General features: G+C 56.9%; 20 protein-coding genes and 1 riboswitch. Of the genes, 16 read left to right on the forward strand and 4 right to left on the reverse strand.

Annotation, left to right across the window (positions count from 1 at the left end; genetic code table 11):
- Window positions 1-61: 61 nt before the first annotated feature.
- From sgrR to thiQ, 4 genes are all read left to right on the forward strand, one after another.
- Window positions 62-1,717: an HTH-type transcriptional regulator SgrR gene (sgrR, locus tag OGW17_RS01225; protein WP_071257553.1), complete on the forward strand. Its 1,656-nt coding sequence runs from the start codon at window positions 62-64 to the stop codon at window positions 1,715-1,717.
- Window positions 1,718-1,750: 33 nt separating this feature from the next.
- Window positions 1,751-1,872: riboswitch (TPP riboswitch) on the forward strand.
- A 31-nt stretch (window positions 1,873-1,903) separates the two neighbouring features.
- Window positions 1,904-2,887: a thiamine ABC transporter substrate binding subunit gene (gene thiB, locus OGW17_RS01230; RefSeq protein ID WP_047458953.1), complete on the forward strand. Its 984-nt coding sequence runs from the start codon at window positions 1,904-1,906 to the stop codon at window positions 2,885-2,887.
- On the forward strand, window positions 2,863-4,473 hold the full coding sequence (gene thiP / locus OGW17_RS01235) for a thiamine/thiamine pyrophosphate ABC transporter permease ThiP (RefSeq protein ID WP_071257551.1): 1,611 nt from the start codon (window positions 2,863-2,865) through the stop codon (window positions 4,471-4,473). The genes thiB and thiP overlap by 25 nt, the downstream gene beginning before the upstream one ends.
- Complete coding sequence (gene thiQ / locus OGW17_RS01240; protein ID WP_071257549.1) at window positions 4,457-5,155, forward strand: thiamine ABC transporter ATP-binding protein ThiQ; 699 nt, start codon at window positions 4,457-4,459, stop codon at window positions 5,153-5,155. Before thiP ends, thiQ begins: the two co-directional genes overlap by 17 nt.
- Window positions 5,156-5,247: 92 nt before the next feature.
- Here thiQ and OGW17_RS01245 read toward each other — a convergent pair whose 3' ends face one another.
- On the reverse strand, window positions 5,248-6,015 hold the full coding sequence (locus OGW17_RS01245) for a DedA family protein (RefSeq protein ID WP_012134103.1): 768 nt from the start codon (window positions 6,013-6,015) through the stop codon (window positions 5,248-5,250).
- A 119-nt stretch (window positions 6,016-6,134) separates the two neighbouring features.
- Entirely contained in the window at window positions 6,135-6,980 is an 846-nt protein-coding gene (araC, locus tag OGW17_RS01250) for an arabinose operon transcriptional regulator AraC (RefSeq protein ID WP_012134104.1), read from the reverse strand.
- A 340-nt stretch (window positions 6,981-7,320) separates the two neighbouring features.
- Here araC and araB point away from each other — a divergent pair, with 340 nt between their 5' ends.
- The 6 genes from araB (at window position 7,321) to rluA (ending at window position 17,495) form a co-directional block, all read left to right on the forward strand.
- Window positions 7,321-9,030 carry a ribulokinase gene (gene araB / locus OGW17_RS01255; protein WP_071257547.1) on the forward strand — a complete coding sequence of 570 codons (1,710 nt, stop codon included), beginning with the start codon at window positions 7,321-7,323 and terminating at the stop codon, window positions 9,028-9,030.
- A gap of 10 nt (window positions 9,031-9,040) precedes the next feature.
- Window positions 9,041-10,543 (forward strand): L-arabinose isomerase, encoded by a 1,503-nt coding sequence (gene araA, locus OGW17_RS01260; protein WP_286452134.1) that lies wholly within the window; start codon window positions 9,041-9,043, stop codon window positions 10,541-10,543.
- A gap of 98 nt (window positions 10,544-10,641) precedes the next feature.
- Window positions 10,642-11,337 (forward strand): L-ribulose-5-phosphate 4-epimerase, encoded by a 696-nt coding sequence (gene araD, locus OGW17_RS01265; RefSeq protein ID WP_012134107.1) that lies wholly within the window; start codon window positions 10,642-10,644, stop codon window positions 11,335-11,337.
- 97 nt (window positions 11,338-11,434) lie between these two features.
- Entirely contained in the window at window positions 11,435-13,786 is a 2,352-nt protein-coding gene (polB, locus tag OGW17_RS01270; protein ID WP_012134108.1) for a DNA polymerase II, read from the forward strand.
- Window positions 13,787-13,917: 131 nt separating this feature from the next.
- Window positions 13,918-16,824 (forward strand): RNA polymerase-associated protein RapA, encoded by a 2,907-nt coding sequence (gene rapA, locus OGW17_RS01275; RefSeq protein ID WP_012134109.1) that lies wholly within the window; start codon window positions 13,918-13,920, stop codon window positions 16,822-16,824.
- Between the two features lie 11 nt (window positions 16,825-16,835).
- A complete protein-coding gene (gene rluA / locus OGW17_RS01280) occupies window positions 16,836-17,495 on the forward strand; it encodes a bifunctional tRNA pseudouridine(32) synthase/23S rRNA pseudouridine(746) synthase RluA (protein ID WP_286452135.1) in 660 nt (219 codons plus the stop codon).
- A gap of 99 nt (window positions 17,496-17,594) precedes the next feature.
- On the opposite strand, the gene djlA is transcribed toward rluA, so the two are convergent.
- Window positions 17,595-18,410 carry a co-chaperone DjlA gene (gene djlA / locus OGW17_RS01285; RefSeq protein ID WP_012134111.1) on the reverse strand — a complete coding sequence of 272 codons (816 nt, stop codon included), beginning with the start codon at window positions 18,408-18,410 and terminating at the stop codon, window positions 17,595-17,597.
- Window positions 18,411-18,786: 376 nt separating this feature from the next.
- Between djlA and lptD the strand changes: the two genes are divergently transcribed.
- Genes lptD through apaH form a run of 6 tightly spaced genes read left to right on the forward strand, consistent with a single transcriptional unit; the run spans window position 18,787 to window position 25,530 of the window.
- The gene (gene lptD, locus OGW17_RS01290; RefSeq protein WP_049011438.1) at window positions 18,787-21,144 is read left to right on the forward strand and encodes an LPS assembly protein LptD; all 2,358 of its coding nucleotides are present in this window, start codon (window positions 18,787-18,789) and stop codon (window positions 21,142-21,144) included.
- Window positions 21,145-21,197: 53 nt separating this feature from the next.
- Window positions 21,198-22,484 carry a peptidylprolyl isomerase SurA gene (gene surA / locus OGW17_RS01295; protein WP_047458976.1) on the forward strand — a complete coding sequence of 429 codons (1,287 nt, stop codon included), beginning with the start codon at window positions 21,198-21,200 and terminating at the stop codon, window positions 22,482-22,484.
- Entirely contained in the window at window positions 22,484-23,473 is a 990-nt protein-coding gene (pdxA, locus tag OGW17_RS01300) for a 4-hydroxythreonine-4-phosphate dehydrogenase PdxA (RefSeq protein WP_071257545.1), read from the forward strand. The genes surA and pdxA overlap by 1 nt, the downstream gene beginning before the upstream one ends.
- Window positions 23,470-24,291, forward strand: a complete 822-nt coding sequence (gene rsmA / locus OGW17_RS01305) for a 16S rRNA (adenine(1518)-N(6)/adenine(1519)-N(6))-dimethyltransferase RsmA (RefSeq protein WP_012134115.1) — start codon at window positions 23,470-23,472, stop codon at window positions 24,289-24,291. The genes pdxA and rsmA overlap by 4 nt, the downstream gene beginning before the upstream one ends.
- 2 nt (window positions 24,292-24,293) lie before the next feature.
- Complete coding sequence (gene apaG / locus OGW17_RS01310; RefSeq protein WP_012134116.1) at window positions 24,294-24,671, forward strand: Co2+/Mg2+ efflux facilitator ApaG/CorD; 378 nt, start codon at window positions 24,294-24,296, stop codon at window positions 24,669-24,671.
- A gap of 10 nt (window positions 24,672-24,681) precedes the next feature.
- Window positions 24,682-25,530, forward strand: a complete 849-nt coding sequence (apaH, locus tag OGW17_RS01315; RefSeq protein WP_012134118.1) for a bis(5'-nucleosyl)-tetraphosphatase (symmetrical) ApaH — start codon at window positions 24,682-24,684, stop codon at window positions 25,528-25,530.
- A 116-nt stretch (window positions 25,531-25,646) separates the two neighbouring features.
- Here apaH and folA read toward each other — a convergent pair whose 3' ends face one another.
- Window positions 25,647-26,126 carry a type 3 dihydrofolate reductase gene (gene folA / locus OGW17_RS01320; protein ID WP_012134119.1) on the reverse strand — a complete coding sequence of 160 codons (480 nt, stop codon included), beginning with the start codon at window positions 26,124-26,126 and terminating at the stop codon, window positions 25,647-25,649.
- Between the last annotated feature and the right edge of the window lie 38 nt (window positions 26,127-26,164).

The following is a 26,164-nucleotide window of genomic DNA, read 5'->3' on the forward strand; positions in this document are numbered from 1 at the left end:
CATTATTGACCTAATATGGGGATAGTAAAATTGCTGAGTTTTGCGCAGGAGTTCCCCTTTTATGTCTTCAGGTCGTCTGCAACAACAGTTCATCCGTCTGTGGCAATGCTGCGACGGCAAAACGCAAGACACCACGCTCAACGAGCTGGCGGACCTGCTGAGCTGCTCCCGCCGCCATATGCGTACGCTGCTGAATACCATGCAGGAACGTGGCTGGTTGACGTGGGAAGCGGAGGTTGGACGCGGGAAACGCTCCCGTCTGACCTTCCTCTATACCGGGCTGGCGCTACAGCAGCAGCGGGCGGAAGACCTGCTGGAGCAAGATCGCATCGACCAGCTGGTACAGCTGGTGGGCGACAAAACCGCCGTGCGGCAAATGCTGGTGTCCCACCTGGGGCGCAGCTTTCGCCAGGGGCGGCATATTCTGCGCGTGCTCTACTATCGTCCAATGCACAACCTGCTGCCTGGCACCGCATTGCGTCGTTCAGAAACCCATATCGCCCGGCAAATTTTCAGCGCACTGACGCGCGTAAATGAGGAAAATGGGGAACTGGAAGCCGATATTGCCCACCACTGGCAACAGATTTCCCCTTTGCAGTGGCGTTTTTTTCTTCGTCCGGGGATTCACTTCCATCACGGACGTGAGCTGGAGATGGAGGATGTCATTGCCTCACTAACGCGCATCAACGCCCTGCCGCTCTACTCGCACATTACCGAGATAGTCTCCCCCACCGCCTGGACGCTGGATATTCACCTGTCGCAGCCGGATCGCTGGCTGCCGTGGCTGCTGGGTCAGGTTCCGGCGATGATCCTGCCGCGGGAGTGGGAAACGCTGAATAATTTCTCCAGCCATCCGATCGGCACCGGCCCTTACGCGGTGATGCGTAATACGCGCAACCAGTTAAAAATCCACGCCTTTGATGATTTCTTCGGCTATCGGGCGCTGATTGATGAAGTGAACGTCTGGGTATTGCCGGACATTGGCGACGAGCCGAACGGCGGTCTGACGTTAAAAGGGCCGACCGAAGATGAAAAAGCCATCGAAAGCCGGCTGGAAGAGGGCTGCTACTATATGCTGTTCGACGCCCGGACGAATCGCGGCGCGAATCAGGAAGTCAGAGAGTGGATAAGCCGCGTGCTCTCCCCCAGCAATTTACTCTTCTATGCCGACGAGCAATACCAGCGCCACTGGTTCCCGGCTTACGGATTACTGCCCCGCTGGCACCATGCCCGCCCGGGACACGGCGAAAAACCCGCCGGGCTGGAGACGATCACGCTGACCTACTACCACGACCACATCGAACATCGGGTGATCGCGCAGATCATGAGCCAGCTGCTGGCTAAACATCAGGTCCATCTGGATATCCATGAGATCGACTACGATCAATGGCATGCGGGGGAGGTCACAAGCGACATCTGGCTCAACAGCGCCAACTTTACGCTACCGCTCGATTTTTCCCTGTTTGCGCACCTGTGCGAAGTCCCGCTGTTGCAGCATTGCATCCCGCTGGACTGGGAGGGCGACGCCGCGCAGTGGCGAAACGGCGAGATGAACCTGGCAGTGTGGTGCCAGCAATTGCTCGCCAGTAAAGCGATCGTCCCGCTGATCCACCACTGGCTGATCATCCAGGGGCAGCGCAGTATGCGCGGGCTACGTATGAACACCCTCGGCTGGTTTGACTTTAAATCGGCATGGTTTGCGCCACCCGACCCATGATTGCCGCTTAGCAACAAAATCACTACACTAACGCCGTCCTCAACGGGGTGCTGATAAACATACGCAAAACCATTCGTGAAGTGTATGGGCTGAGAAAATACCCGTCGAACCTGATCCGGATAACGCCGGCGAAGGGATTTGAGACTGCTTCTCAAGTCCTTTGCCACCCACTTTATGAGGTGCAAAGTGTTAAAAAAATGTCTTCCCTTGCTACTCCTGTGCGCAGCGCCTGCCTTCGCCAAACCTGTTCTGACCGTCTATACCTATGACTCCTTCGCTGCCGACTGGGGGCCTGGCCCGACAATCAAAAAAGCCTTTGAAGCTGACTGTGATTGCGAACTGAAGCTGGTGGCGCTGGAAGATGGCGTTTCGCTGCTCAACCGCCTGCGAATGGAAGGGAAAAACAGCAAAGCCGACGTGGTGCTTGGCCTGGACAACAACCTGCTGGAAGCCGCCACGCAAACCCGCCTGTTCGCGAAAAGCGGCATTGCGCCTGATGCGGTTAACGTGCCAGGCGGCTGGCATAACGACACATTCGTACCGTTTGATTATGGCTACTTCGCCTTCATCTATGACAAAAACAAACTGAAAAACCCACCGAAAAGCCTGAAAGAACTGGTAGAGAGCGATCGGAAATGGCGCGTGATTTATCAGGACCCGCGTACCAGTACACCGGGGCTGGGTCTGCTGCTGTGGATGCAGAAAGTCTACGGCGATAACGCGCCGGAAGCCTGGCAAAAACTGGCGGCCAAAACGGTCACCGTCACCAAAGGCTGGAGCGAATCCTACGGCCTGTTCCTGAAAGGCGAAAGCGATCTGGTGCTGAGCTACACCACCTCTCCGGCGTATCACATCATCGAAGAGAAAAAAGATAACTACGCCGCCGCCAGCTTCAGCGAAGGTCATTACCTGCAAGTGGAAGTGGCTGCGCGCACTGCCGCCAGCAAACAGCCGGAACTGGCAGAAAAATTCCTCAAGTTTATGGTTTCACCGGCATTCCAGAACGCCATTCCTACCGGCAACTGGATGTATCCGGTCGCTGACGTCGCCCTGCCCGCAGGATTTGAACAACTGACGAAGCCATCCACCACGCTGGAATTTACGCCTGCGGAAGTGGCATCCCAGCGTCAGGCATGGATTAGCGAATGGCAACGCGCCGTCAGCCGCTAATTCCCGGCTGGCTGATACCCGGGCTTTCTGCCGCCGCGCTGATGGTGGCAGTGGCTCTGGCGGCATTTCTGGCGCTATGGCTTAACGCGCCGCAGGGTGAATGGTCGTCGCTGTGGCAGGACAGCTACCTGTGGCACGTCGTGCGTTTCTCGTTCTGGCAGGCGTTCCTGTCGGCGCTGCTCTCCGTCATCCCGGCGATTTTCCTCGCCAGAGCGCTCTATCGTCGCCGTTTTCCCGGACGTCTGGCGTTATTGCGCCTGTGCGCCATGACGCTGATTTTACCGGTGCTGGTCGCCGTTTTCGGTATCCTCAGCGTCTACGGTCGTCAGGGCTGGCTGGCCTCGCTGTGGCATACGCTGGGGCTGGAGTGGCATTTCTCGCCCTACGGCTTGCAGGGGATTTTACTGGCGCACGTCTTTTTTAACCTGCCGATGGCAAGCCGCCTGCTGCTTCAGGCGCTGGAAAACATTCCCGGCGAACAGCGACAGCTCGCCGCACAGCTAGGCATGCGCGGCTGGCACTTCTTCCGCTTTGTTGAATGGCCGTGGCTGCGTCGTCAAATCCCGCCGGTGGCGGCGCTGATTTTTATGCTCTGTTTCGCCAGTTTCGCCACCGTGTTGTCACTTGGCGGCGGCCCGCAGGCTACCACTATCGAGCTGGCCATCTATCAGGCGCTGAGCTACGACTACGATCCTGCCCGTGCGGCCATGCTGGCGCTGATCCAGATGATATGTTGTCTGGCGCTGGTGCTGCTGAGCCAGCGGCTGAGTAAAGCCATTGCCCCCGGCATCACGCTGGTGCAAGGCTGGCGCGACCCTGACGATCGGCTCCACAGCCGCCTGACGGACAGCCTGCTGATCGCCCTGGCGCTGCTGTTGCTTCTCCCGCCGCTGCTGGCGGTTATTATTGATGGCGTCAATCGCAGCCTGTTGGACGTGCTGGCGCAACCCATTTTGTGGCAGGCGCTGTGGACCTCTCTGCGCATTGCGCTGGCGGCGGGAGTGCTGTGCGTCATCCTGACGATGATGCTTTTATGGAGCAGCCGCGAACTGCGCGCCCGCCAGCAGGTGCCGGCAGGTCAGGCGCTGGAACTGAGCGGGATGTTGATCCTTGCTATGCCCGGCATCGTGCTGGCGACCGGCTTCTTTTTACTGCTCAACAACAGCGTTGGGCTACCGGAGTCGGCTGACGGTATTGTGATTTTCACCAACGCGCTAATGGCGATTCCCTATGCGCTAAAAGTGCTGGAAAACCCCATGCGAGACGTGACCGCACGTTACAGTATGCTGTGTCAGTCATTGGGCATTGAGGGATGGTCGCGACTGAAGGTGGTGGAACTGCGCGCCCTGAAACGCCCTCTGGCACAGGCGCTGGCCTTTGCCTGCGTGCTCTCCATCGGTGATTTTGGCGTGGTGGCGCTGTTTGGCAACGACGATTTCCGCACGCTGCCGTTTTATCTGTATCAGCAAATTGGCTCCTATCGCAGCCAGGACGGCGCGGTTACCGCATTATTACTGCTGATGCTCTGCTTTATGCTGTTTACCGTTATCGAAAAATTACCGGGGCGAAATGTTAAAACTGACTGATATCACCTGGCTTTATCACCATTTGCCCATGCGCTTTACACTGTCGGTGGAGCGCGGTGAACAGGTGGCGGTTCTCGGGCCAAGCGGCGCCGGGAAAAGTACGTTGCTGAATTTAATCGCCGGGTTTCTGACACCGGCCAGCGGCACAATAATGATTGAAGCTCAGGATCACACCACAACACCGCCCTCCCGCCGTCCCGTTTCCATGCTGTTTCAGGAAAATAATTTGTTCAGCCACCTGAACGTGCAGCAGAACATCGGGCTGGGGTTAAACCCTGGGCTAAAGCTGAACGCGGCTCAGCGGGAGAAGCTGCATCATATTGCACGCCAGATGGGGATCGAAAATCTGCTGGAGCGCCTGCCGGGCGAGCTTTCCGGCGGGCAACGTCAACGCGTGGCGCTTGCGCGCTGCCTGGTGCGCGAGCAGCCGGTATTGCTGCTCGACGAGCCGTTTTCCGCTCTCGATCCCGCCCTGCGTCAGGAGATGCTGGCGCTGGTCAGCGACGTCTGCCGCGACCAGCAATTAACCCTGCTGATGGTGTCACATAGCGTGGAGGATGCCGCGCGCATTGCGTCACGCTCGATTGTCGTGGCCGACGGGCGTATCGCATGGCAGGGCAAAACGGATGAGTTATTAAGCGGTCAGGCCAGCGCTTCGGCATTACTGGGCATTAAAGCGTAATGGGATGCCCGGCGGCGTTACGCTTACCGGGCCTACGGACAGGCATCCGTTGTAGGCCGGATAAGCGTCAGCGCCATCCGGCAAAAGATTCCTCAGTAACCCACGACTTTACGCAGAATATCGATATACACCGGCATCAGCGGATGACGAAGCAGCATCACCAGCGCGACAATGCCCGCGCCGAGCATCACCGGCGCCAGCCATAACAGGCGGCCTCGCGGTAAAAACGGCGTTAAGCGATCGGCGGCAGCCTTACCGCTACGCCATAACCGCCAGCACAGCCAGGCCGCCAGCCACAGCAGCAGCGCCGTTGCCAACAACAGCCATTTGAAATAGCCGCTCTGCATATCGGCCGGAATGTCGATCGCAGCGCCCGCCAGAATCCCCGGCAAGAAATAGAACGGCGGCCACAGCACGCAGCCAATAATATTCGGCACGATAAATTTCGCGACGGGCAGATCCAGCATCCCCGCCACCATCGGCACCAGTGGCCGCGTCGGGCCGACAAAACGCCCAACCAGAATGGTGAACATGCTGTGTTGATGCAGCGCGTGTTCGGTTTTATCCAGCAGCGCTTTGTTCTTTTTCATAAAAGACCAGCGGTGCAGCGGCTTTTTGAAGCGCCAGCCCAACCAGAAGGAGATCCAGTCCCCCAGCAGGCAACCGATAATGCCCGCCAGCCACGCATGCCAGAAATTCAGCTCACCGCTGCCGATAAGCGCCCCCAGCCCCGCCATCATCACCGTACCGGGCAGAATCAGACCGACCAACGCCAGCGACTCCAGAAAGGCCACCAGCGCCACCGCAATTAGCGAGTACAGAGCGGATTGGAGAATAAAGTGTTCCAGCAATGCTTGCATAATGTGTCCGTCAGATTTACGAAGCAGCGATTCTGCTAACCCTCACCCGCTTCGTCAAGTCGCCAATTGTCTGAATAGATTACGCGTTATGACATCTTTGCAGACACATCATTCACTTTTTATTCACAACCAGCGCGGAACTCGCTCGGGCTGGCCCCGGTACATTTTTTAAAGACGCGAGAGAAATAAAGCTGATCGTCAAACCCGACATTGCGCCCGACGGTGGCTATCGGCATCCGCGTCGTGCTGAGCAGCAGCTTCGCCTGGCTGATGCGCTGATCCTCGCGCCAGCTCAGTACGCTAATGCCTAACTGTTGGCGGAACAGGTGCGACAGGCGGGACGGCGACAGACAGACGTGCTGCGCCACGCTGGCAATATCAAACTGGCTGTCCGCCAGATGATCGCTGATGTACTGACAGGCGTCGCGCACCCGGCTGTCCATCGGCGGATGCAACGATTCATTGATCGCCTCCATACGTCGCAGCAGAAGCTGCTCCAGCAGGTTAATCGCCAGCAGTTCAGAGTAGCGCCCTTCCCCTTGCCCGGCATTGATGATTTGACCAAAAAGCTCATTAAAGCGCGGCTGGTGCGCTTCGTCAGGGCGGAAAAAACCGGTCTGCGCAAAAATCGTCGGCCAGGTGAGCCACTCCTGCCAGTAGGCGCGCGGTCGGAAGTACACCCACTGGTGATACCATTCGCTCGCGTTGGGATGGCGACCGTAGTGGTGTACCTCGCCAGGCGGAAACAGCAAAATATCCCCCGGACGGCAGACAAACTGTTTGCCGTGGTTATTGATCACCCCTTCCCCGCGAATCGTAAGATTAAGGATATACCCCTTCATCCCCAGCGGGCGGTCGATAAAAAAATCCAGATAGCCGTTCGCCTCAATGGGCGTCAGCCCGGCAACCAGATGCGCATTAAACGAATAGCCCGGCAGCAGGGGATCATTTTGCGTTTCAGCCATAAATTCAATACTCCCGGCGTTCTGAGAAGAAACCAATTGTCCATATTGAGTGAGACATCTTCACCTTCCCCTCTGCGCCCCGCCGTCATTGCGGTTACGGACCATCAACCCCGCTTGCGAAAAGAGATTTGTAACAAAGGCCGATTGCGAAGGCGATAAAAACGGGTAACAAAAGTGTCTATAACTACGACAGAAATGTCCACATTGAATATTTGCACAGCGTCACACTTTGCAATGCCATAGCATTTTAATCCATAAGATTAGCGGATCCTGCCTGACGGTTTTTATCCCCGCTATCTACTGTTTCTCCATACCTGTTTTTTTCGATTGGAGTAAGACGATGGCGATTGCAATTGGCCTCGATTTTGGCAGTGATTCAGTTCGTGCTCTGGCGGTGGATTGCGCCACCGGGGAAGAGATCGCCACCTGCGTAGAGTGGTATCCCCGCTGGCAGGAAGGGCGCTATTGCGACGCCCCGAACAACCAGTTCCGCCATCATCCACGCGACTACATAGAGTCAATGGAAGCCGCGTTGAAAAACGTTCTCACGACCCTGAGCGCGTCACAGCGTGGCGAGGTGGTCGGCATCGGCGTCGACAGCACCGGCTCCACCCCTGCCCCCATTGATGCTGACGGCCACGTACTGGCGCTGCGTCCTGAGTTCGCCGAAAACCCGAATGCGATGTTCGTCCTGTGGAAAGATCACACCTCGGTCGAAGAAGCGGAAGCCATCACCCGCCTGTGCCATACGCCGGGCAAAACCGATTATTCCCGCTACATCGGCGGCATTTACTCCAGCGAATGGTTCTGGGCGAAAATTCTGCACGTTACGCGTCAGGACAGCGCCGTCGCTCAGGCTGCCGCCTCCTGGATTGAGCTGTGCGACTGGGTGCCTGCCCTGCTCTCCGGCACCACGCGCCCGCAGGATATTCGCCGTGGTCGCTGTAGCGCCGGACATAAATCGCTGTGGCATGAGAGCTGGGGCGGTTTGCCGCCCGCCAGTTTCTTCGATGACCTCGATCCCATCATCAACCGCCACCTCGCCTGGCCGCTGTTTACCGATACCTTCACTGCCGATCTGCCAGTTGGCACGCTGTGCGCGGAGTGGGCGCAACGCCTCGGCCTGCCGGAAAGCGTGGTCATTTCTGGCGGCGCGTTTGACTGCCATATGGGCGCGGTTGGCGCGGGCGCGCAGCCGAATGCGCTGGTGAAAGTGATCGGCACATCGACCTGCGACATTCTGATTGCCGACAAGCAGAGCGTCGGCGACCGCGCGGTGAAAGGCATTTGCGGCCAGGTAGACGGCAGCGTCGTGCCTGATTTTATTGGTCTGGAAGCGGGACAGTCGGCATTCGGCGATATCTATGCCTGGTTTGGCCGCATTCTCGGCTGGCCGCTGGAGCAGCTTGCGGCGCAGCATCCTGAACTGAAAGACCAAATCGCCATCAGCCAAAAGCAGCTACTCCCGACGCTGACCGAGGCGTGGGCGAAGAATCCATCGCTGGATCATCTGCCCGTGGTGCTCGACTGGTTTAACGGTCGCCGCACGCCGAACGCTAATCAGCGTCTGAAAGGGGTGATTAGCGATCTGAATCTCGCCACCGATGCGCCAGCGCTGTTTGGCGGCCTGATCGCCGCCACTGCCTTCGGCGCACGCGCCATTCAGGAATGCTTTACCGAACAGGGCATTGCCGTCAACAACGTGATGGCGCTGGGCGGCATCGCCCGTAAGAATCAGGTGATCATGCAGGCCTGCTGCGACGTGCTCAACCGCCCGCTACAGATTGTCGCCTCAGACCAGTGCTGCGCGTTAGGCGCCGCCATTTTTGCCGCCGTCGCCGCAAAAACGCATGTCGATATCCCTGCCGCACAACAAAAAATGGCCAGCGCCGTAGAGAACACCCTGCAACCGCGCCCGGAACAGGCTCAACGCTTCGAACAGCTTTATCAGCGCTACCGGCAGTGGGCGGTCAGCGCTGAACAACACTATCTTCCGACTGCCGCCCCGGCGCCAAAAACCCCGGTCAGCCAGGCAACCCTGACCCATTAAGGACACGACAATGACGATTTTTGACAACTATGAAGTGTGGTTTGTGATTGGCAGCCAGCATTTGTATGGCTCTGAAACGCTGCGCCAGGTTACTCAGCATGCCGAACATGTGGTAAAGGCGCTGAATACCGAAGCGAAACTGCCCTGCAAACTGGTGCTGAAGCCGCTGGGGACGTCGCCTGACGTGATCACCGCGATTTGTCGTGACGCCAATTATGACGATCGCTGTGCGGGCCTGGTGGTCTGGCTGCACACCTTCTCGCCCGCGAAAATGTGGATTAACGGGCTGAGTATTCTCAACAAGCCGCTGTTACAGTTCCACACCCAGTTCAATGCCGCCCTGCCGTGGGACAGCATCGACATGGACTTTATGAACCTGAATCAGACCGCACACGGCGGACGCGAGTTTGGTTTTATTGGCGCGCGTATGCGTCAGCAGCACGCGGTAGTGACCGGTCACTGGCAGGATAAACACGCGCACGCGCGTATCGGCTCATGGATGCGCCAGGCGGTCTCCAGACAGGATACCCGCCACCTGAAAGTGTGCCGCTTTGGCGACAACATGCGTGAAGTGGCCGTGACCGACGGCGATAAAGTGGCGGCGCAGATCAAGTTCGGCTTCTCGGTGAATACCTGGGCGGTGGGCGACCTGGTGCAGGTCGTGAATGCGGTTAGCGACGGCGACATTAACGCGCTGGTGGATGAATACGAAAGCCGCTATACCCTGACGCCCGCGACGCAAATTCACGGCGACAAGCGGCAGAACGTGCTGGAAGCCGCGCGTATTGAACTGGGCATGAAGCGCTTTCTGGAACAGGGCGGCTTCCACGCGTTCACCACGACGTTTGAAGATTTACACGGCCTGAAGCAGCTTCCAGGGCTGGCCGTACAGCGCCTGATGCAACAGGGCTACGGTTTCGCTGGCGAAGGCGACTGGAAAACCGCCGCGCTGCTTCGCATCATGAAAGTGATGTCTGGCGGTTTGCCGGGCGGCACTTCATTTATGGAGGATTACACCTACCACTTTGAGAAGGGCAACGATCTGGTGCTCGGCTCGCACATGCTGGAAGTATGCCCGTCTATCGCGGTGGAAGAAAAACCGATCCTCGACGTGCAGCACCTCGGCATTGGGGGTAAAGACGCGCCCGCACGTCTGATCTTCAATACCCAAACCGGCCCGGCGATCGTCGCCAGCCTGATCGACCTCGGCGATCGCTATCGTCTGCTGGTCAACTGCATCGACACCGTAAAAACGCCGCATGACCTGCCGAAGCTGCCGGTCGCCAACGCGCTGTGGAAAGCCCAGCCGGATCTGACCACCGCATCCGAAGCGTGGATTCTCGCCGGTGGCGCGCACCACACCGTCTTCAGCCATGCGCTGGATCTGAACGATATGCGCCAGTTCGCAGAGATGCACGATATCGAAATCACCGTCATCGATAACGATACCCGTCTGCCCGCCTTTAAAGACGCGCTGCGCTGGAACGAAGTTTATTACGGTTTCAAACGTTAACAGTTGCCGGATGGCGGCGTAAATGCCTTATCCGGCCTACAGGTCGCACCAACCTTGTAGGCCGGATAAGCGCAGCGCCATCCGGCGTGGAGACAGCTATGTTAGAAGATCTCAAACGTCAGGTACTGGAAGCCAATCTGGCGCTGCCAAAACACAATCTGGTGACTCTCACCTGGGGGAACGTCAGCGCCGTTGATCGCGAGCGCGGCGTCTTCATCATTAAACCTTCCGGCGTCGACTACAGCGTGATGAGCGCAGAGGATATGGTGGTGGTCAGCATTGCCACGGGTGAAGTGGTGGAAGGAACGAAAAAGCCCTCCTCCGATACGCCGACCCACCGTCTGTTGTATCAGTCTTTCCCGTCGATTGGCGGCATCGTCCACACCCATTCGCGCCACGCGACCATCTGGGCGCAGGCCGGGCAATCCATCCCGGCGACGGGGACGACCCATGCGGACTATTTTTACGGCACGATCCCCTGCACGCGCAAAATGACCGATGCGGAGATCAACGGCGAATATGAATGGGAAACGGGCAACGTCATCGTCGAAACCTTTGAAAAACAGGGTATCGATGCCGCGCAGATGCCGGGCGTGCTGGTGCATTCACACGGTCCGTTCACCTGGGGAAAAAACGCCGAAGACGCGGTGCATAACGCCATTGTGCTGGAGGAGGTCGCCTGTATGGGCATCTTCTGCCGCCAGCTTGCGCCACAGTTGCCGGATATGCAGCAAACGTTGCTGGATAAGCACTACCTGCGCAAACACGGGGCGAAGGCCTATTACGGGCAGTAATGGATAGCCCAACGGCGCAACCATACCTGTATAAAACCACAGCAAAACGTTCCGAACCAGGCTATAATCATGCCTGGTTTTTTAATGAGTACGCAGCGTGGCGCAGGCAGGTTTTATTTTAACCCGGCACTGGCGGGATACCCCGCAAGGAACAGAGGTCTCATTCTGGCTGGCAACGGACACCGGTCCTTTGCAGGTCACGCTCGCGCCGCAGGAGTCGGTCGCGTTTATCCCTACGCATCAGGCCGCCCGCGTCACCTCGCTGCTGCGCACAGAAAACGGCTATCGCCTGACGCCGCTCAATTTGCAGGATTTTCATCGCCAGCCCGTCTCGGGGTTGTACTGCCGCTCTCACCGACAGCTGATGCGTCTGGAAAAACAGCTGAAAGAACAGGGCGTAACGGTCTATGAAGCCGATGTGCGCCCGCCGGAACGTTACCTGATGGAGCGGTTTATCACCGCTCCCGTTTGGCTGGAGGGCGACACAAAAGACGGCGCAATCGTCAATGCCCGCCTGAAACCGCACCCAGACTACCGTCCCCCGCTGAAATGGGTATCGCTGGATATTGAAACCACCCGACACGGCGAGCTGTACTGCATTGGCCTGCAAGGCTGCGGACAACGCGTCGTTTTTATGCTCGGCCCGGCGAATGGCGATGCCTCGGCGCTGGATTTCCAGCTTGAGTATGCGGCGAGCCGCCCGCTGCTGCTGGAAAAACTCAACGACTGGTTTGCCCGGCACGATCCCGATGTGATCATCGGCTGGAACGTGGTGCAGTTTGATTTACGCGTCCTGCAAAAACATGCCGAGCGCTATCGTATCCCTTTACGTCTGGGGCGCGACAACACCGAGCTGGAATGGCGCGAGCACGGTTTCAAGAACGGCGTGTTTTTCGCCCAGGCCAAAGGGCGGTTGATTATTGACGGCATTGAAGCGCTCAAATCCGCGTTCTGGAATTTCTCATCATTTTCACTGGAAACCGTGGCCCAGGAGCTGCTTGGCGAAGGGAAATCGATCGATAATCCCTGGGACAGAATGGACGAAATTGACCGCCGTTTCGCCGAAGATAAGCCCGCGCTCGCTACGTATAACCTCAAGGACTGCGAGCTGGTGACGCAGATTTTTCATAAGACGGAGATCATGCCGTTTTTACTGGAGCGCGCCACCGTTAACGGTCTGCCCGCTGACCGCCACGGCGGTTCTGTCGCCGCCTTCGGTCATCTCTATTTTCCCCGTATGCATCGCGCCGGTTACGTTGCGCCGAATCTCGGTGAAGTCCCGCCGCATGCCAGTCCTGGCGGTTACGTAATGGACTCGCGTCCTGGCCTGTATGACTCCGTACTGGTGCTGGATTATAAGAGCCTGTACCCGTCGATCATTCGCACGTTCCTGATCGACCCGGTTGGGCTGGTGGAAGGGATGGCGCAACCGGACCCGACACACAGCACCGAAGGCTTTCTTGACGCCTGGTTCTCGCGAGAAACGCACTGTCTCCCGGAGATCGTCACGCAGATCTGGCATGGGCGCGATGAGGCCAAACGCCACGGCAATAAACCGCTGTCCCAGGCGCTGAAGATCATCATGAATGCGTTTTACGGCGTGCTCGGGACGACGGCCTGCCGCTTTTTCGATCCCCGACTGGCCTCGTCGATCACCATGCGCGGCCACGCGATCATGCGTCAGACCAAAGCGCTGATCGAGGCGCAGGGTTATGACGTGATCTACGGCGATACGGATTCCACTTTCGTCTGGCTGAAAGGCGCGCATTCTGAAGACGAGGCGGCAAGGATTGGCCGCGAGCTGGTGCGTCATGTGAATGACTGGTGGACGCAATCCCTGCAACAGCAAAAGCTGACCAGCGCGCTGGAATTAGAGTTTGAAACCCACTTCCGCCGTTTTCTGATGCCGACCATTCGCGGGGCGGACACCGGCAGCAAAAAGCGCTATGCCGGGCTGATTCAGGAAGGCGAGAAGCAGCGAATGGTATTTAAAGGGCTGGAGACCGTGCGCACCGACTGGACGCCGCTGGCGCAACGATTCCAGCAGGAGCTTTACCTGCGTATCTTCCGCCAGGAACCCTATCAGGAGTATGTCCGGGAAACCATCGATAACCTGATGACGGGCAAGCTGGATGAACAGCTGGTTTACCGCAAGCGACTGCGCCGCCCGTTGAGCGAATATCAGCGTAACGTTCCGCCGCACGTTCGCGCCGCCCGGCTCGCCGATGAACAAAACATCAAGCTGGGGCGCCCGGCGCAGTATCAGAACCGCGGCACGATCAAATACGTGTGGACGACTAACGGCCCTGAGCCGCTGGATTACCGGCATTCACCGCTGGATTACGAGCACTATTTAACCCGCCAGCTACAGCCGGTCGCAGAGGGAATACTTCCCTTCATCGATGATAATTTTGCTACACTACTCACAGGACAACTGGGGTTATTTTGACGCGTGACGAATGCGCCGCCATCCATTACCATAGCGCCCTTTCCATTCCTGGACCCAATTAACACTGCTGCCATTCTATTTTGGTAGCGGGTGATTATTGCCTGCAATTAAAGATATAGAGCCGAACATATATGCCTTTTACACTTGGTCAACGCTGGATCAGCGATACAGAAAGCGAACTGGGACTTGGAACCGTCGTCGCGATGGATGCGCGAACTGTCACCTTACTTTTCCCGGCGACAGGTGAAAACCGTCTGTATGCGCGCAGTGACTCCCCCGTGACCCGCGTGATGTTTAACCCTGGTGATACGATTACAAGCCATGAAGGCTGGCAGCTACAAATCGATGAAGTAAAAGAAGAAAACGGCCTGCTTGCCTATACTGGCACCCGCCTTGATACCGAAGAAACCGCCGTCACGCTGCGTGAAGTCCTGCTCGACAGCAAGCTGGTTTTCAGTAAACCGCAGGATCGCCTGTTCGCCGGGCAAATCGACCGGATGGACCGATTCGCTCTGCGCTACCGCGCACGTAAATTTCAGAGCGAGCAGTACCGCATGCCGTGGAGCGGCCTGCGCGGTCAGCGCACCAGCCTGATTCCCCACCAGCTCAACATTGCCCATGATGTCGGTCGCCGCCACGCGCCGCGCGTCCTGCTGGCGGATGAAGTGGGCTTAGGAAAAACCATCGAAGCCGGGATGATCCTGCACCAACAGCTGCTGTCTGGCGCGGCGGAACGCGTGCTGATCATCGTCCCGGAAACTTTGCAGCATCAGTGGCTGGTTGAAATGCTGCGCCGCTTCAACCTGCGCTTCGCGCTGTTCGACGACGAGCGTTACACCGAAGCCCAGCACGATGCCTACAACCCGTTTGAAACCGAGCAACTGGTTATCTGCTCGCTGGACTTCGCGCGTCGCAACAAACAGCGTCTGGAACATCTGTGCGACGCACAATGGGACCTGCTGGTCGTCGATGAAGCTCACCACCTGGTGTGGAGCGAAGACGCGCCAAGCCGCGAATATATGGCGATTGAACAACTGGCGGAACGCGTGCCTGGCGTCCTGCTGCTGACCGCAACGCCGGAACAGCTGGGCATGGAAAGCCACTTCGCCCGCCTGCGTCTGCTCGACCCGAGCCGTTTCCACGACTTCGAACAATTTGTCGAAGAGCAAAAAAATTATCGCCCGGTCGCCGACGCCGTCGCCATGCTGCTGGCAGGCAACAAGCTGAGCAACGAAGAGCTGAACATGCTCGGCGACCTGATTGGCGAGCAGGACATCGAACCGCTGCTGCAAACGGCGAACAGCGACCGCGATGGCGCGCAGAATGCCCGCCAGGAACTGGTCTCCATGCTGATGGACAGACACGGCACCAGCCGCGTACTGTTCCGCAACACCCGTAACGGCGTCAAAGGCTTCCCGAAACGCGAGCTGCACACCATCAAGCTGCCGCTGCCAACGCAATATCAGACGGCGATTAAAGTCTCCGGCATTATGGGCGCGCGTAAAAGCGCGGAGGACAGAGCGCGCGATATGCTCTACCCGGAGCAGATTTATCAGGAATTCGAAGGGGATAGCGGCACCTGGTGGAACTTCGACCCGCGCGTGGAGTGGCTGATGGGGCATCTGACCAGCCACCGCTCGCAGAAAGTGCTGGTGATCTGCGCGAAAGCCGCCACCGCGCTGCAACTGGAGCAGGTGCTGCGCGAGCGCGAAGGCATCCGCGCCGCCGTATTCCATGAAGGCATGTCCATTATTGAACGCGACCGCGCCGCCGCGTGGTTTAGCGAAGAGGACAGCGGCGCGCAGGTTCTGCTGTGCTCGGAAATTGGTTCTGAAGGCCGTAACTTCCAGTTCGCCAGCAACCTGGTGATGTTTGACCTGCCGTTTAACCCGGATTTGCTGGAGCAGCGTATTGGCCGTCTGGACCGTATCGGCCAGGCGCACGATATTCAGATCCACGTTCCGTATCTGGAAAAAACCGCGCAGTCCGTGCTGGTTCGCTGGTATCACGAAGGGCTGGATGCCTTTGAGCACACCTGCCCGACCGGTCGCGCCATCTACGATACGGTGTATCACGATCTGATCGCTTACCTGGCGACGCCTGAAAACACCGACGGTTTTGACGCGCTGATCAAAACCTGCCGCGAGCAGCACGAAGCGCTGAAAGCGCAATTGGAGCAAGGGCGCGACCGTCTGCTGGAGATCCACTCTAACGGCGGCGAGAAAGCGCAGGCGCTGGCAGAGAGCATTGAAGAACAGGATGACGACACCAGCCTGATCGCCTTCGCCATGAACCTGTTTGATATCGTCGGGATTAACCAGGATGACCGTGGTGAGAACCTGATTGTGCTGACGCCTTCCGATCATATGCTGGTGCCGGACTTCCCTGGCCTGCCGGAAGATGGCTGCACCATTACGTTCGAGCGTGATGTGGCGCTGTCGCGTGAAGATGCGCAGTTTGTTACCTGGGAACATCCGCTGATTCGCAACGGCCTGGATCTGATTCTGTCTGGCGATACCGGCAGCAGCACGATTTCGCTGTTGAAAAACAAAGCGTTGCCGGTGGGAACGCTGCTGGTGGAACTGGTGTATGTCGTTGAAGCGCAGGCACCGAAACATTTACAGCTTAACCGTTTCCTGCCGCCGACGCCGGTGCGCATGCTGCTGGATAAAAACGGCAATAACCTGGCCGCGCAGGTGGAGTTTGAAACCTTCAACCGCCAGCTGAGCGCCGTTAACCGTCATACCGGCAGCAAGCTGGTCAACGCGGTGCAACAGGACGTACACGCGATTCTGCAACTGGGCGAAGCGCAGGCGGAGAAATCGGCCCGGGCGCTGATCGACGCCGCGCGTAGCGAAGCGGATGAAAAACTGTCTGCCGAACTGTCGCGTCTGGAAGCGCTGCGCGCCGTTAACCCGAACATCCGTGATGATGAACTTGCGGCGATCGACAGCAACCGTCAGCAGGTAATGGAAAGCCTGGATCAGGCCAACTGGCGTCTGGATGCCTTGCGTCTTATCGTCGTCACGCATCAGTAACGGAGCAAAAAATGGGGATGGAAAACTACAATCCGCCGCAGGAGCCCTGGCTGATTATCCTGTATCAGGATGAGCACATTATGGTGGTCAACAAGCCCAGCGGCTTGTTGTCCGTGCCGGGCCGCCTTGAGGAGCACAAAGATAGCGTGATGACGCGTATTCAACGCGATTATCCGCAGGCGGAGTCGGTGCATCGTCTGGATATGGCGACCAGCGGCGTGATTGTAGTGGCGCTGACCAAAGCGGCGGAACGGGAGCTGAAACGCCAGTTCCGCGAGCGTGAGCCGAAAAAACAGTACGTTGCGCGCGTGTGGGGGCATCCAGCCCCTGCCGAAGGGCTGGTTGATTTACCGCTGATCTGCGACTGGCCGAACAGGCCGAAACAGAAAGTGTGTTATGATACGGGTAAGCCTGCGCAAACCGGGTATGAGGTGGTGGACTTCGCTGCGGATAACACCGCACGGGTGGTGCTTAAACCGATTACCGGGCGTTCTCATCAGCTACGTGTGCATATGCTGGCGTTGGGACACCCCATTCTCGGCGATCGCTTCTACGCGTCGCCAGAAGCGCTGGCGATGGCACCGCGTCTGTTGCTGCATGCCGAAACGCTGACCATCACCCATCCCGCGTATGGCAACAGTATGACCTTTAAAGCCCCGGTAGATTTTTAAATTCTGTGCCCATTTGTGCCGGGAGCGCTTCGCTTACCCGGCCTACCGTTCTCAACGTAGGCCGGATAAGACGCTTTACGTCGCCATCCGGCAAAACCATTATTTAAAACCTTTCTGCTCTTTAATCATTTCATACGCTTTCTGAATTTCCTGCGCTTTTTGCTTCGCCATCTCCATCATCTCCGGCGGCAACCCTTTTGCGACCAGTTTGTCCGGGTGGTGCTCGCTCATCAGTCTGCGGTACGCGCGTTTAATGGTTGTCGCATCATCTGTCGGCTTAACCCCCAGCACGTTGCAGGCATCTTCCAGCGTAGGGCCACGCTGCGCCTGCTGCCAGCCGCCGCCGGACTGCTGTTGCTGATAACCGCCGCCAAACTGCGCCCCGCCCTGCATCATGCGTAAGAACTGATCGAACTGAGCGCGGGAAATCCCCAGCTCCTCGGCGATAACGTACAGCACTTCCCGCTCGTTCGGATGGAGCGTTCCATCCGCAAACGCCGCCTGAATCTGAATTTCCAGAAACATCCGTATCAGATCAAACCGCCCAAAGCAGACACTTCGAAACTGGCGCATTTTTTCACGTAACGGGTAATTATCCGATTTTCCCACGCGAAACGCGTGTTGGGCGGCGGTACGTGATTCGCCGTGTAAGTTCATCCGGTCCATCAACTGGCTGGCAATATGGATATCCGCTTCCGTCACTCGCCCTTTCGATTTGGTTAAATGCCCCATGACCTCAAAAGTGGTGGCGAAAAACAGTGCCTGCCGTTCACGCTGATTGGCGAACCATGCCATTTTGCGGCTGCGGGCTTTGTCGAACATGTGGCCTATCAGCAGACCTAATACCACGCCCCAGAAGCCGCCTCCCATCATCAGCGCCACTGCGACACCTACAATCTTTCCCCAGTACTGCATAGACTCCCCAAATCTTTACGCTGACAGTGAGGCTATGTCCCACAATATAGAGTGCTTTTCCTGGAATGAAGGCTGCGGTCAATTGTGGGACATCGCCTATAATTTGCATTATCATACCTGTCATTCAATGCCGTGCCTAACACCACAGACACATACCCATTGGATTTCACGTTGCAGCAAGACCGCCGCACAGCCGCCAGACGCTTATCCAGGCAAGTCGCCGGGGGCATGCGAATAACGTCCACGAAAGCACAACCTGAAAGACGACGGGTAGAAAAGGGACAGGATTAACACTAGCGTAGTGAAGATGAGTACGTTAGTCTCTGACCGTTTGTCACGCGCAACGCTACTGATGATGGAACAATAAATACAACGTATGAAAAAACGTATTCCCACTTTCCTGGCCACCATGATCGCCAGCGCCCTTTATAGTCAGCAGGGCCTGGCCGCCGACCTTGCCTCGCAGTGCATGTTGGGTGTGCCAAGCTACGACCGTCCTCTGGTGAAAGGCGAGACGAACGAATTACCCGTGACGATCAACGCCGATCACGCGAAAGGGAACTACCCGGACGACGCGGTATTCACCGGTAATGTCGATATCAACCAGGGTAACAGTCGCCTGCAAGCTGACGAGGTGCAACTCCATCAAAAAGAGGCGCCAGGCCAGCCGGAACCGGTGCGTACCGTCGATGCGCTCGGCAACGTCCATTATGACGACAATCAGGTTATTCTGAAGGGGCCGAAAGGCTGGGCGAACCTGAACACCAAAGACACAAACGTGTGGGAAGGCGACTACCAGATGGTCGGCCGTCAGGGGCGCGGGAAAGCGGATCTGATGAAGCAGCGTGGCGAAAACCGCTATACCATTCTGGAAAATGGCAGCTTTACCTCCTGTCTGCCAGGCTCCGATACCTGGAGCGTTGTGGGCAGCGAAGTGATTCACGATCGTGAAGAGCAGGTAGCGGAAATCTGGAACGCCCGTTTTAAACTGGGTCCGGTTCCCGTCTTTTACAGCCCTTATTTACAGCTGCCGGTCGGTGACAAACGCCGCTCCGGTTTCCTGATCCCGAACGCGAAGTACACCACCAAGAACTATTTTGAGTTCTACCTGCCGTATTACTGGAACATCGCGCCCAATATGGACGCCACCATTACGCCGCATTATATGCACCGTCGTGGCGGTGTCATGTGGGAGAATGAGTTCCGCTACCTCAGCCAGGCGGGCGCGGGTTTAATGGAGTTCGATTATCTGAATTCCGATCGCGTTTACGACGATGAGCATCCGAACGACAGCAACTCCCGTCGCTGGTTGTTCTACTGGCGTCATGGCGGCGTGATGGATCAGGTATGGCGCTTTAATGTCGACTATACCAAGGTCAGCGACTCCAGCTACTTCAATGACTTTGACAATAAGTACGGTTCCAGTACCGACGGTTACGCCACGCAGAAATTCAGCGTCGGCTATGCCGTGCAGAACTTTGATGCCACGGTGTCAACCAAACAGTTCCAGGTATTCAGCGATCAGAATACCAGCAGTTACTCCGCTGAGCCGCAGTTAGACGTTAACTTCTACCAGAATGACGTTGGTCCATTCGATACGCGTATTTACGGCCAGGCCGTGAAGTTTGTGAACACCCGAGACAACATGCCGGAAGCGACTCGCGTTCACCTGGAGCCAACCATCAATCTGCCGTTATCGAATCAGTGGGGCAGCATCAATACTGAAGCGAAGCTGCTGGCGACGCACTACCAGCAAACCAATCTGGACTCGTACAACAACAATTCGCGAAACGTCAATAAACTCGATGAGTCGGTTAACCGCGTAATGCCGCAGTTCAAAGTCGACGGCAGGATGGTGTTTGAACGCGATATGACGACATTGGCGCCGGGTTACACCCAGACGCTGGAGCCGCGCGCGCAGTATCTGTACGTTCCCTATCGTAACCAGAGCAGCATCAATAACTACGACTCCTCATTATTGCAGTCCGACTACAGCGGCCTGTTCCGCGACCGCACATATGGCGGTCTGGACCGTATCGCCTCCGCAAACCAGGTCACGACCGGCGTCACATCGCGTATTTATGATGATGCCGCAATTGAACGTTTTAATGTTTCCGTGGGTCAAATCTACTATTTCACGGAGTCTCGCACCGGCGATGACAACATAACCTGGGAGAATGACGACAAAACGGGCTCACTGGTTTGGGCGGGCGACACCTACTGGCGTATCTCCGACCGCTGGGGACTGCGTAGCGGCATTCAGTACGACACGCGTCTGGACAGCGTCGCGACCAGCAGCAGTACGATCGAATACCGTCGCGATGAAAATCGTCTCTTACAGTTGAACTACCGTTATGCCAGCGCGGAATATATTCAGGCTACGCTGCCGTCTTATTCCACTGCGGAGCAGTATAAAAACGGGATTTCCCAGGTCGGGGGCGTTGCCAGTTGGCCGATTGCCGATCGTTGGTCTATCGTAGGTGCTTACTACTTTGATACCAATGTGAATAAGCCTGCCGACCAGATGCTCGGCGTGCAGTACAACTCCTGCTGCTATGCGATTCGCTTCGGTTATGAGCGTAAGCTGAACGGTTGGGATAACGATAAAGAACACGCTGTTTATGACAACGTGATCGGCTTTAACATTGAATTGCGTGGTCTGAGCTCCAATTACGGTCTCGGCACCAAAGAGATGTTGCGTTCGAACATTTTGCCGTATCAAAGCTCTCTGTGATTTGATTGATTTACCACGTAATCCGCATTGCGGTTAATTGAAATGGAAAAAGTATGAAGAACTGGAAAACGCTGCTTCTCGGTATCGCCATGATCGCGAATACCAGTTTCGCTGCCCCGCAGGTGGTCGATAAAGTCGCAGCCGTCGTCAATAACGGCGTCGTGCTGGAAAGCGACGTTGATGGCTTAATGCAATCAGTAAAACTTAATGCGGGTCAGGCTGGTCAGCAGCTTCCTGATGATGCCACGCTACGTCATCAGATCCTGGAACGTTTGATCATGGATCAAATCGTTCTCCAGATGGGTCAGAAGATGGGGGTGAAAATCTCTGATGAACAGCTGGATCAGGCTATCGCCAATATCGCTAAACAGAACAACATGACGCTGGACCAGATGCGCAGCCGTCTGGCTTACGATGGTCTGAGCTACTCGACCTACCGTAGCCAGATCCGCAAAGAGATGATCATCTCCGAAGTGCGTAACAACGAAGTGCGTCGTCGCGTCACCATCCTGCCGCAGGAAGTGGATGCGCTGGCCCAACAGGTCGGTAACCAGAACGATGCCAGCACAGAGCTGAACCTGAGCCACATTCTGATCCCGCTGCCGGAAAACCCGACGTCGGATCAGGTAAGCGAAGCGGAAGCCCAGGCGCGTTCGATTGTTGATGAAGCGCGTAACGGCAGTGATTTCGGCAAACTGGCGATCACCTACTCCGCCGACCAGCAGGCGCTGAAAGGCGGCCAGATGGGCTGGGGACGTATTCAGGAGCTGCCGGGCATTTTCGCGCAGGCGCTGAGCACGGCGAAAAAAGGCGACATCGTTGGCCCGATTCGTTCCGGCGTTGGCTTCCACATTCTGAAAGTGAACGATCTGCGCGGCCAGAGCCAGAGCATCTCCGTCACTGAAGTTCATGCCCGCCATATTCTGCTGAAACCCTCGCCGATCATGACCGATCAACAGGCGCGCCTGAAACTGGAAGAGATCGCAGCAGACATTAAGAGCGGCAAAACGACCTTTGCCGCCGCAGCGAAAGAGTTTTCACAGGACCCGGGTTCTGCCAACCAGGGCGGCGATCTGGGCTGGGCGGCAGCGGATATTTTCGATCCTGCCTTCCGCGACGCGCTGACCCGCCTCAACAAAGGCCAGATGAGCGCCCCGGTGCACTCCTCCTTTGGCTGGCACCTGATCGAACTGCTGGATACGCGTAACGTTGATAAAACCGACGCGGCGCAGAAAGACAGAGCTTACCGTATGCTGATGAACCGTAAGTTCTCGGAGGAAGCGGCGACCTGGATGCAGGAACAACGCGCCAGCGCTTACGTTAAAATCCTGAGCAATTAATGACTACGGTTCAACGCGTTGTTATCACTCCCGGCGAACCCGCCGGGATTGGTCCTGACTTAGTCGTTCAGCTCGCACAGCGTGAGTGGCCGGTCGAACTCGTCGTCTGCGCAGATGCCCGTCTGTTAACCGACCGGGCCGCGTTGCTCGGTTTGCCCCTCTCGCTTCTTCCCTACTCGCCAAATCACCCTGCAAAACCGCAATCCGCCGGCACGCTGACCCTGTTGCCGACAGCGCTTCGCGCTCCTGTCACCCCAGGTCAACTCAGCGTTGAGAATGGGCAGTATGTGGTGGATACGCTGGCGCGCGCCTGCGACGGTTGTCTGCAAGGGGAATTTGCGGCGCTGATCACCGGTCCGGTTCACAAAGGCGTCATCAATGACGCTGGCGTACCGTTTACCGGACACACGGAGTTTTTTGAAGCGCGTTCGCAGGCGAAGAAAGTGGTGATGATGCTGGCCACCGAGGAGCTGCGGGTCGCGCTGGCGACAACGCACCTGCCGTTAAGAGCGGTTGCCGACGCCATTACCCCCGCTTTGCTGCATGAGGTGATCGGCATTCTGCATCATGATTTACGCACGAAATTCGGCCTTGCCGATCCGCATATTCTGGTGTGCGGGCTAAATCCACATGCGGGTGAAGGCGGCCATATGGGAACCGAAGAGATCGACACGATCGTTCCGGTACTGGATGATCTGCGCGCTCAGGGGATGCGCTTAAGCGGCCCTTTGCCCGCCGACACGCTTTTCCAGCCTAAATATCTCGATCATGCCGATGCCGTGCTGGCGATGTACCACGATCAGGGTCTCCCCGTGCTAAAATACCAGGGATTTGGTCGCGGCGTGAATATCACGCTGGGCCTGCCTTTTATTCGAACATCCGTAGACCACGGCACCGCGCTTGAACTGGCGGGTCGGGGGCAAGCGGATGTCGGCAGTTTTATTACGGCGCTTAATCTCGCCATCAAAATGATTGTTAATACCCAATGAATAATCGAGTCCATCAGGGCCACTTAGCCCGTAAACGCTTCGGGCAAAACTTTCTCAACGATCAGTTTGTGATCGACAGTATTGTCTCCGCCATTAACCCGCAAAAGGGTCAGGCAATGGTCGAAATCGGCCCCGGTCTGGCGGCGCTGACGGAGCCTGTCGGCGAACGTCTGGACCAGCTCACGGTGATCGAACTTGACCGCGATCTGGCCGCGCGCCTGCAAACGCACCCGTTTTTGGGGCCGAAACTGACGATTTATCAGCAAGATGCCATGACCATGAACTTCGGTGAGCTGTCTGAGAAGATAGGTCAGCCGCTGCGCGTATTCGGCAACTTGCCCTACAACATCTCCACCCCGTTGATGTTCCACCTCTTTAGCTATACTGATGCCATTGCCGACATGCACTTTATGTTGCAAAAAGAAGTGGTCAATCGTCTGGTTGCAGGGCCGAACAGTAAGGCGTATGGTCGATTAAGCGTCATGGCGCAATATTATTGCCAGGTGATCCCGGTGCTGGAAGTGCCACCATCCGCCTTCACGCCGCCGCCTAAAGTCGATTCCGCCGTTGTGCGTCTGGTGCCTCACACGACGATGCCGTATCCGGTGAAAGACATACGCGTGTTGAGCCGCATCACCACCGAGGCGTTTAACCAGCGTCGTAAAACGATTCGCAACAGCCTCGGCAATCTGTTCAGCGTCGAGGTGCTGACGGAACTGGGCATTGACCCGGCATTGCGAGCGGAAAATATCTCTGTCGCGCAATATTGCCAGATGGCGAACTATCTGTCAGAAAACGCGCCTTCGAAGGAGAGTTAAGCATGATCAATTCGCCCCGAGTGTGTATTCAGGTTCAGAGCGTCTACATTGAAGCGCAATCTTCACCTGATGATGAACGTTACGTATTCGCATACACGGTAACCATCCGCAATTTGGGGCGAGCGCCAGTGCAGTTGTTGGGGCGTTATTGGCTGATAACCAATGGTCATGGCCGCGAAACCGAAGTACAGGGCGAAGGTGTGGTTGGCGTGCAGCCGCACATCGCGCCCGGAGAAGAGTACCAGTACACCAGCGGCGCCGTTATTGAAACGCCGCTGGGCACCATGCAGGGTCACTACGAAATGATCGATGAAAAAGGCGTCGCCTTTACTATCGATATTCCCGTGTTCCGACTCGCCGTTCCAACACTTATTCATTAAAACTAAAGCAATGGCAACATACCTCATTGGCGACGTTCACGGTTGCTACGACGAACTGATCGCATTGTTACACCAGGTGGAATTTACCCCCGGTTCAGATACCCTGTGGCTTACCGGCGATCTGGTCGCTCGCGGCCCTGGTTCTCTGGAAGTGCTCCGCTACGTGAAATCATTGGGCGACTGCGTGCGTCTGGTGCTTGGCAATCACGATTTACATCTGTTGGCCGTCTTTGCGGGCATTAGCCGCAATAAGCCGAAAGACAGGCTGACTCCGCTGCTGGAAGCGCCAGACGCCGACGAACTGCTCAACTGGCTGCGCCGTCAGCCGCTGTTGCAGGTCGACGAAGAGAAGAAGCTGGTGATGGCGCATGCGGGCATTACGCCGCAGTGGGATTTACAGACAGCGAAAGACTGCGCGCGCGATGTTGAAGCCGTACTGTCGAGCGACTCCTATCCCTTCTTCCTCGACGCGATGTACGGCGATATGCCGAACAACTGGACGCCGGAGCTAACGGGTCTGGCGCGGCTGCGTTTTATCACGAATGCCTTCACCCGTATGCGTTACTGTTTCCCGAACGGCCAACTGGATATGTACAGCAAAGAGTCGCCGGAAAACGCCCCTGCGCCGCTGAAACCCTGGTTCGCCATTCCGGGACCGGTTAGCGAAGCATACAGCATTGTCTTTGGTCACTGGGCGTCGCTGGAAGGTAAAGGGACGCCGGAAGGCATTTATGGTCTGGATACCGGCTGCTGCTGGGGCGGGGATTTAACCTGTCTGCGTTGGGAAGATAAGCGCTACTTCGTGCAGCCGTCGAATCGTCATCTTGATTCAGGCAAAGGCGAGGCGGTAAACGCCTGAGCGTTATTTTGTAGGCCGGATAAGGCGTTTACGCCGCTATCCGGCATTCACGCCACATTATTGCCTGATGGCGCTTCGCTTATCAGGCCTACAAATCCGCATTACAACATGCCGGATTAACGACGCTCCAGAATCTCAAAGCAGTAGCTGTGAGAATTCTGCTCATCGGCGTCGTGGAACTCGCTGAAGACCGATTCCCAGTCATCCGGTTCGTAGTCCGGGAAATGGGTGTCCCCTTCCACTTCGGCATCAATATGCGTCAGATACAGTTTCTGCGCTTTCGGCAAGAACTGTTCGTACACGCGTCCGCCGCCAATCACCATAATCTCTGGCGCATCGCCGCAGGCGGCAATCGCTTCATCGACCGATTTCACCCACTGCACGCGATCGTCAGTGCCAGGCTGGCTGCTGATGACGATGTTTTTACGCCCCGGCAGCGGTCGCCCGATGGATTCCCAGGTATGGCGCCCCATAACCACAGGCTTGTTTAAGGTGTTACGTTTAAACCAGGCGAGATCGGCAGGCAGGTTCCACGGCATGGCGTTTTCCATGCCGATAACGCGATCTACCGCTAACGCCGCAATCAGACTGATCATTGAATATTTCCTGGATACAAAAAATTGTCGCCACTATA

This window comes from Citrobacter sp. CK181 (genome assembly GCF_030333595.1).
GTDB lineage: Bacteria > Pseudomonadota > Gammaproteobacteria > Enterobacterales > Enterobacteriaceae > Citrobacter_B > Citrobacter_B koseri.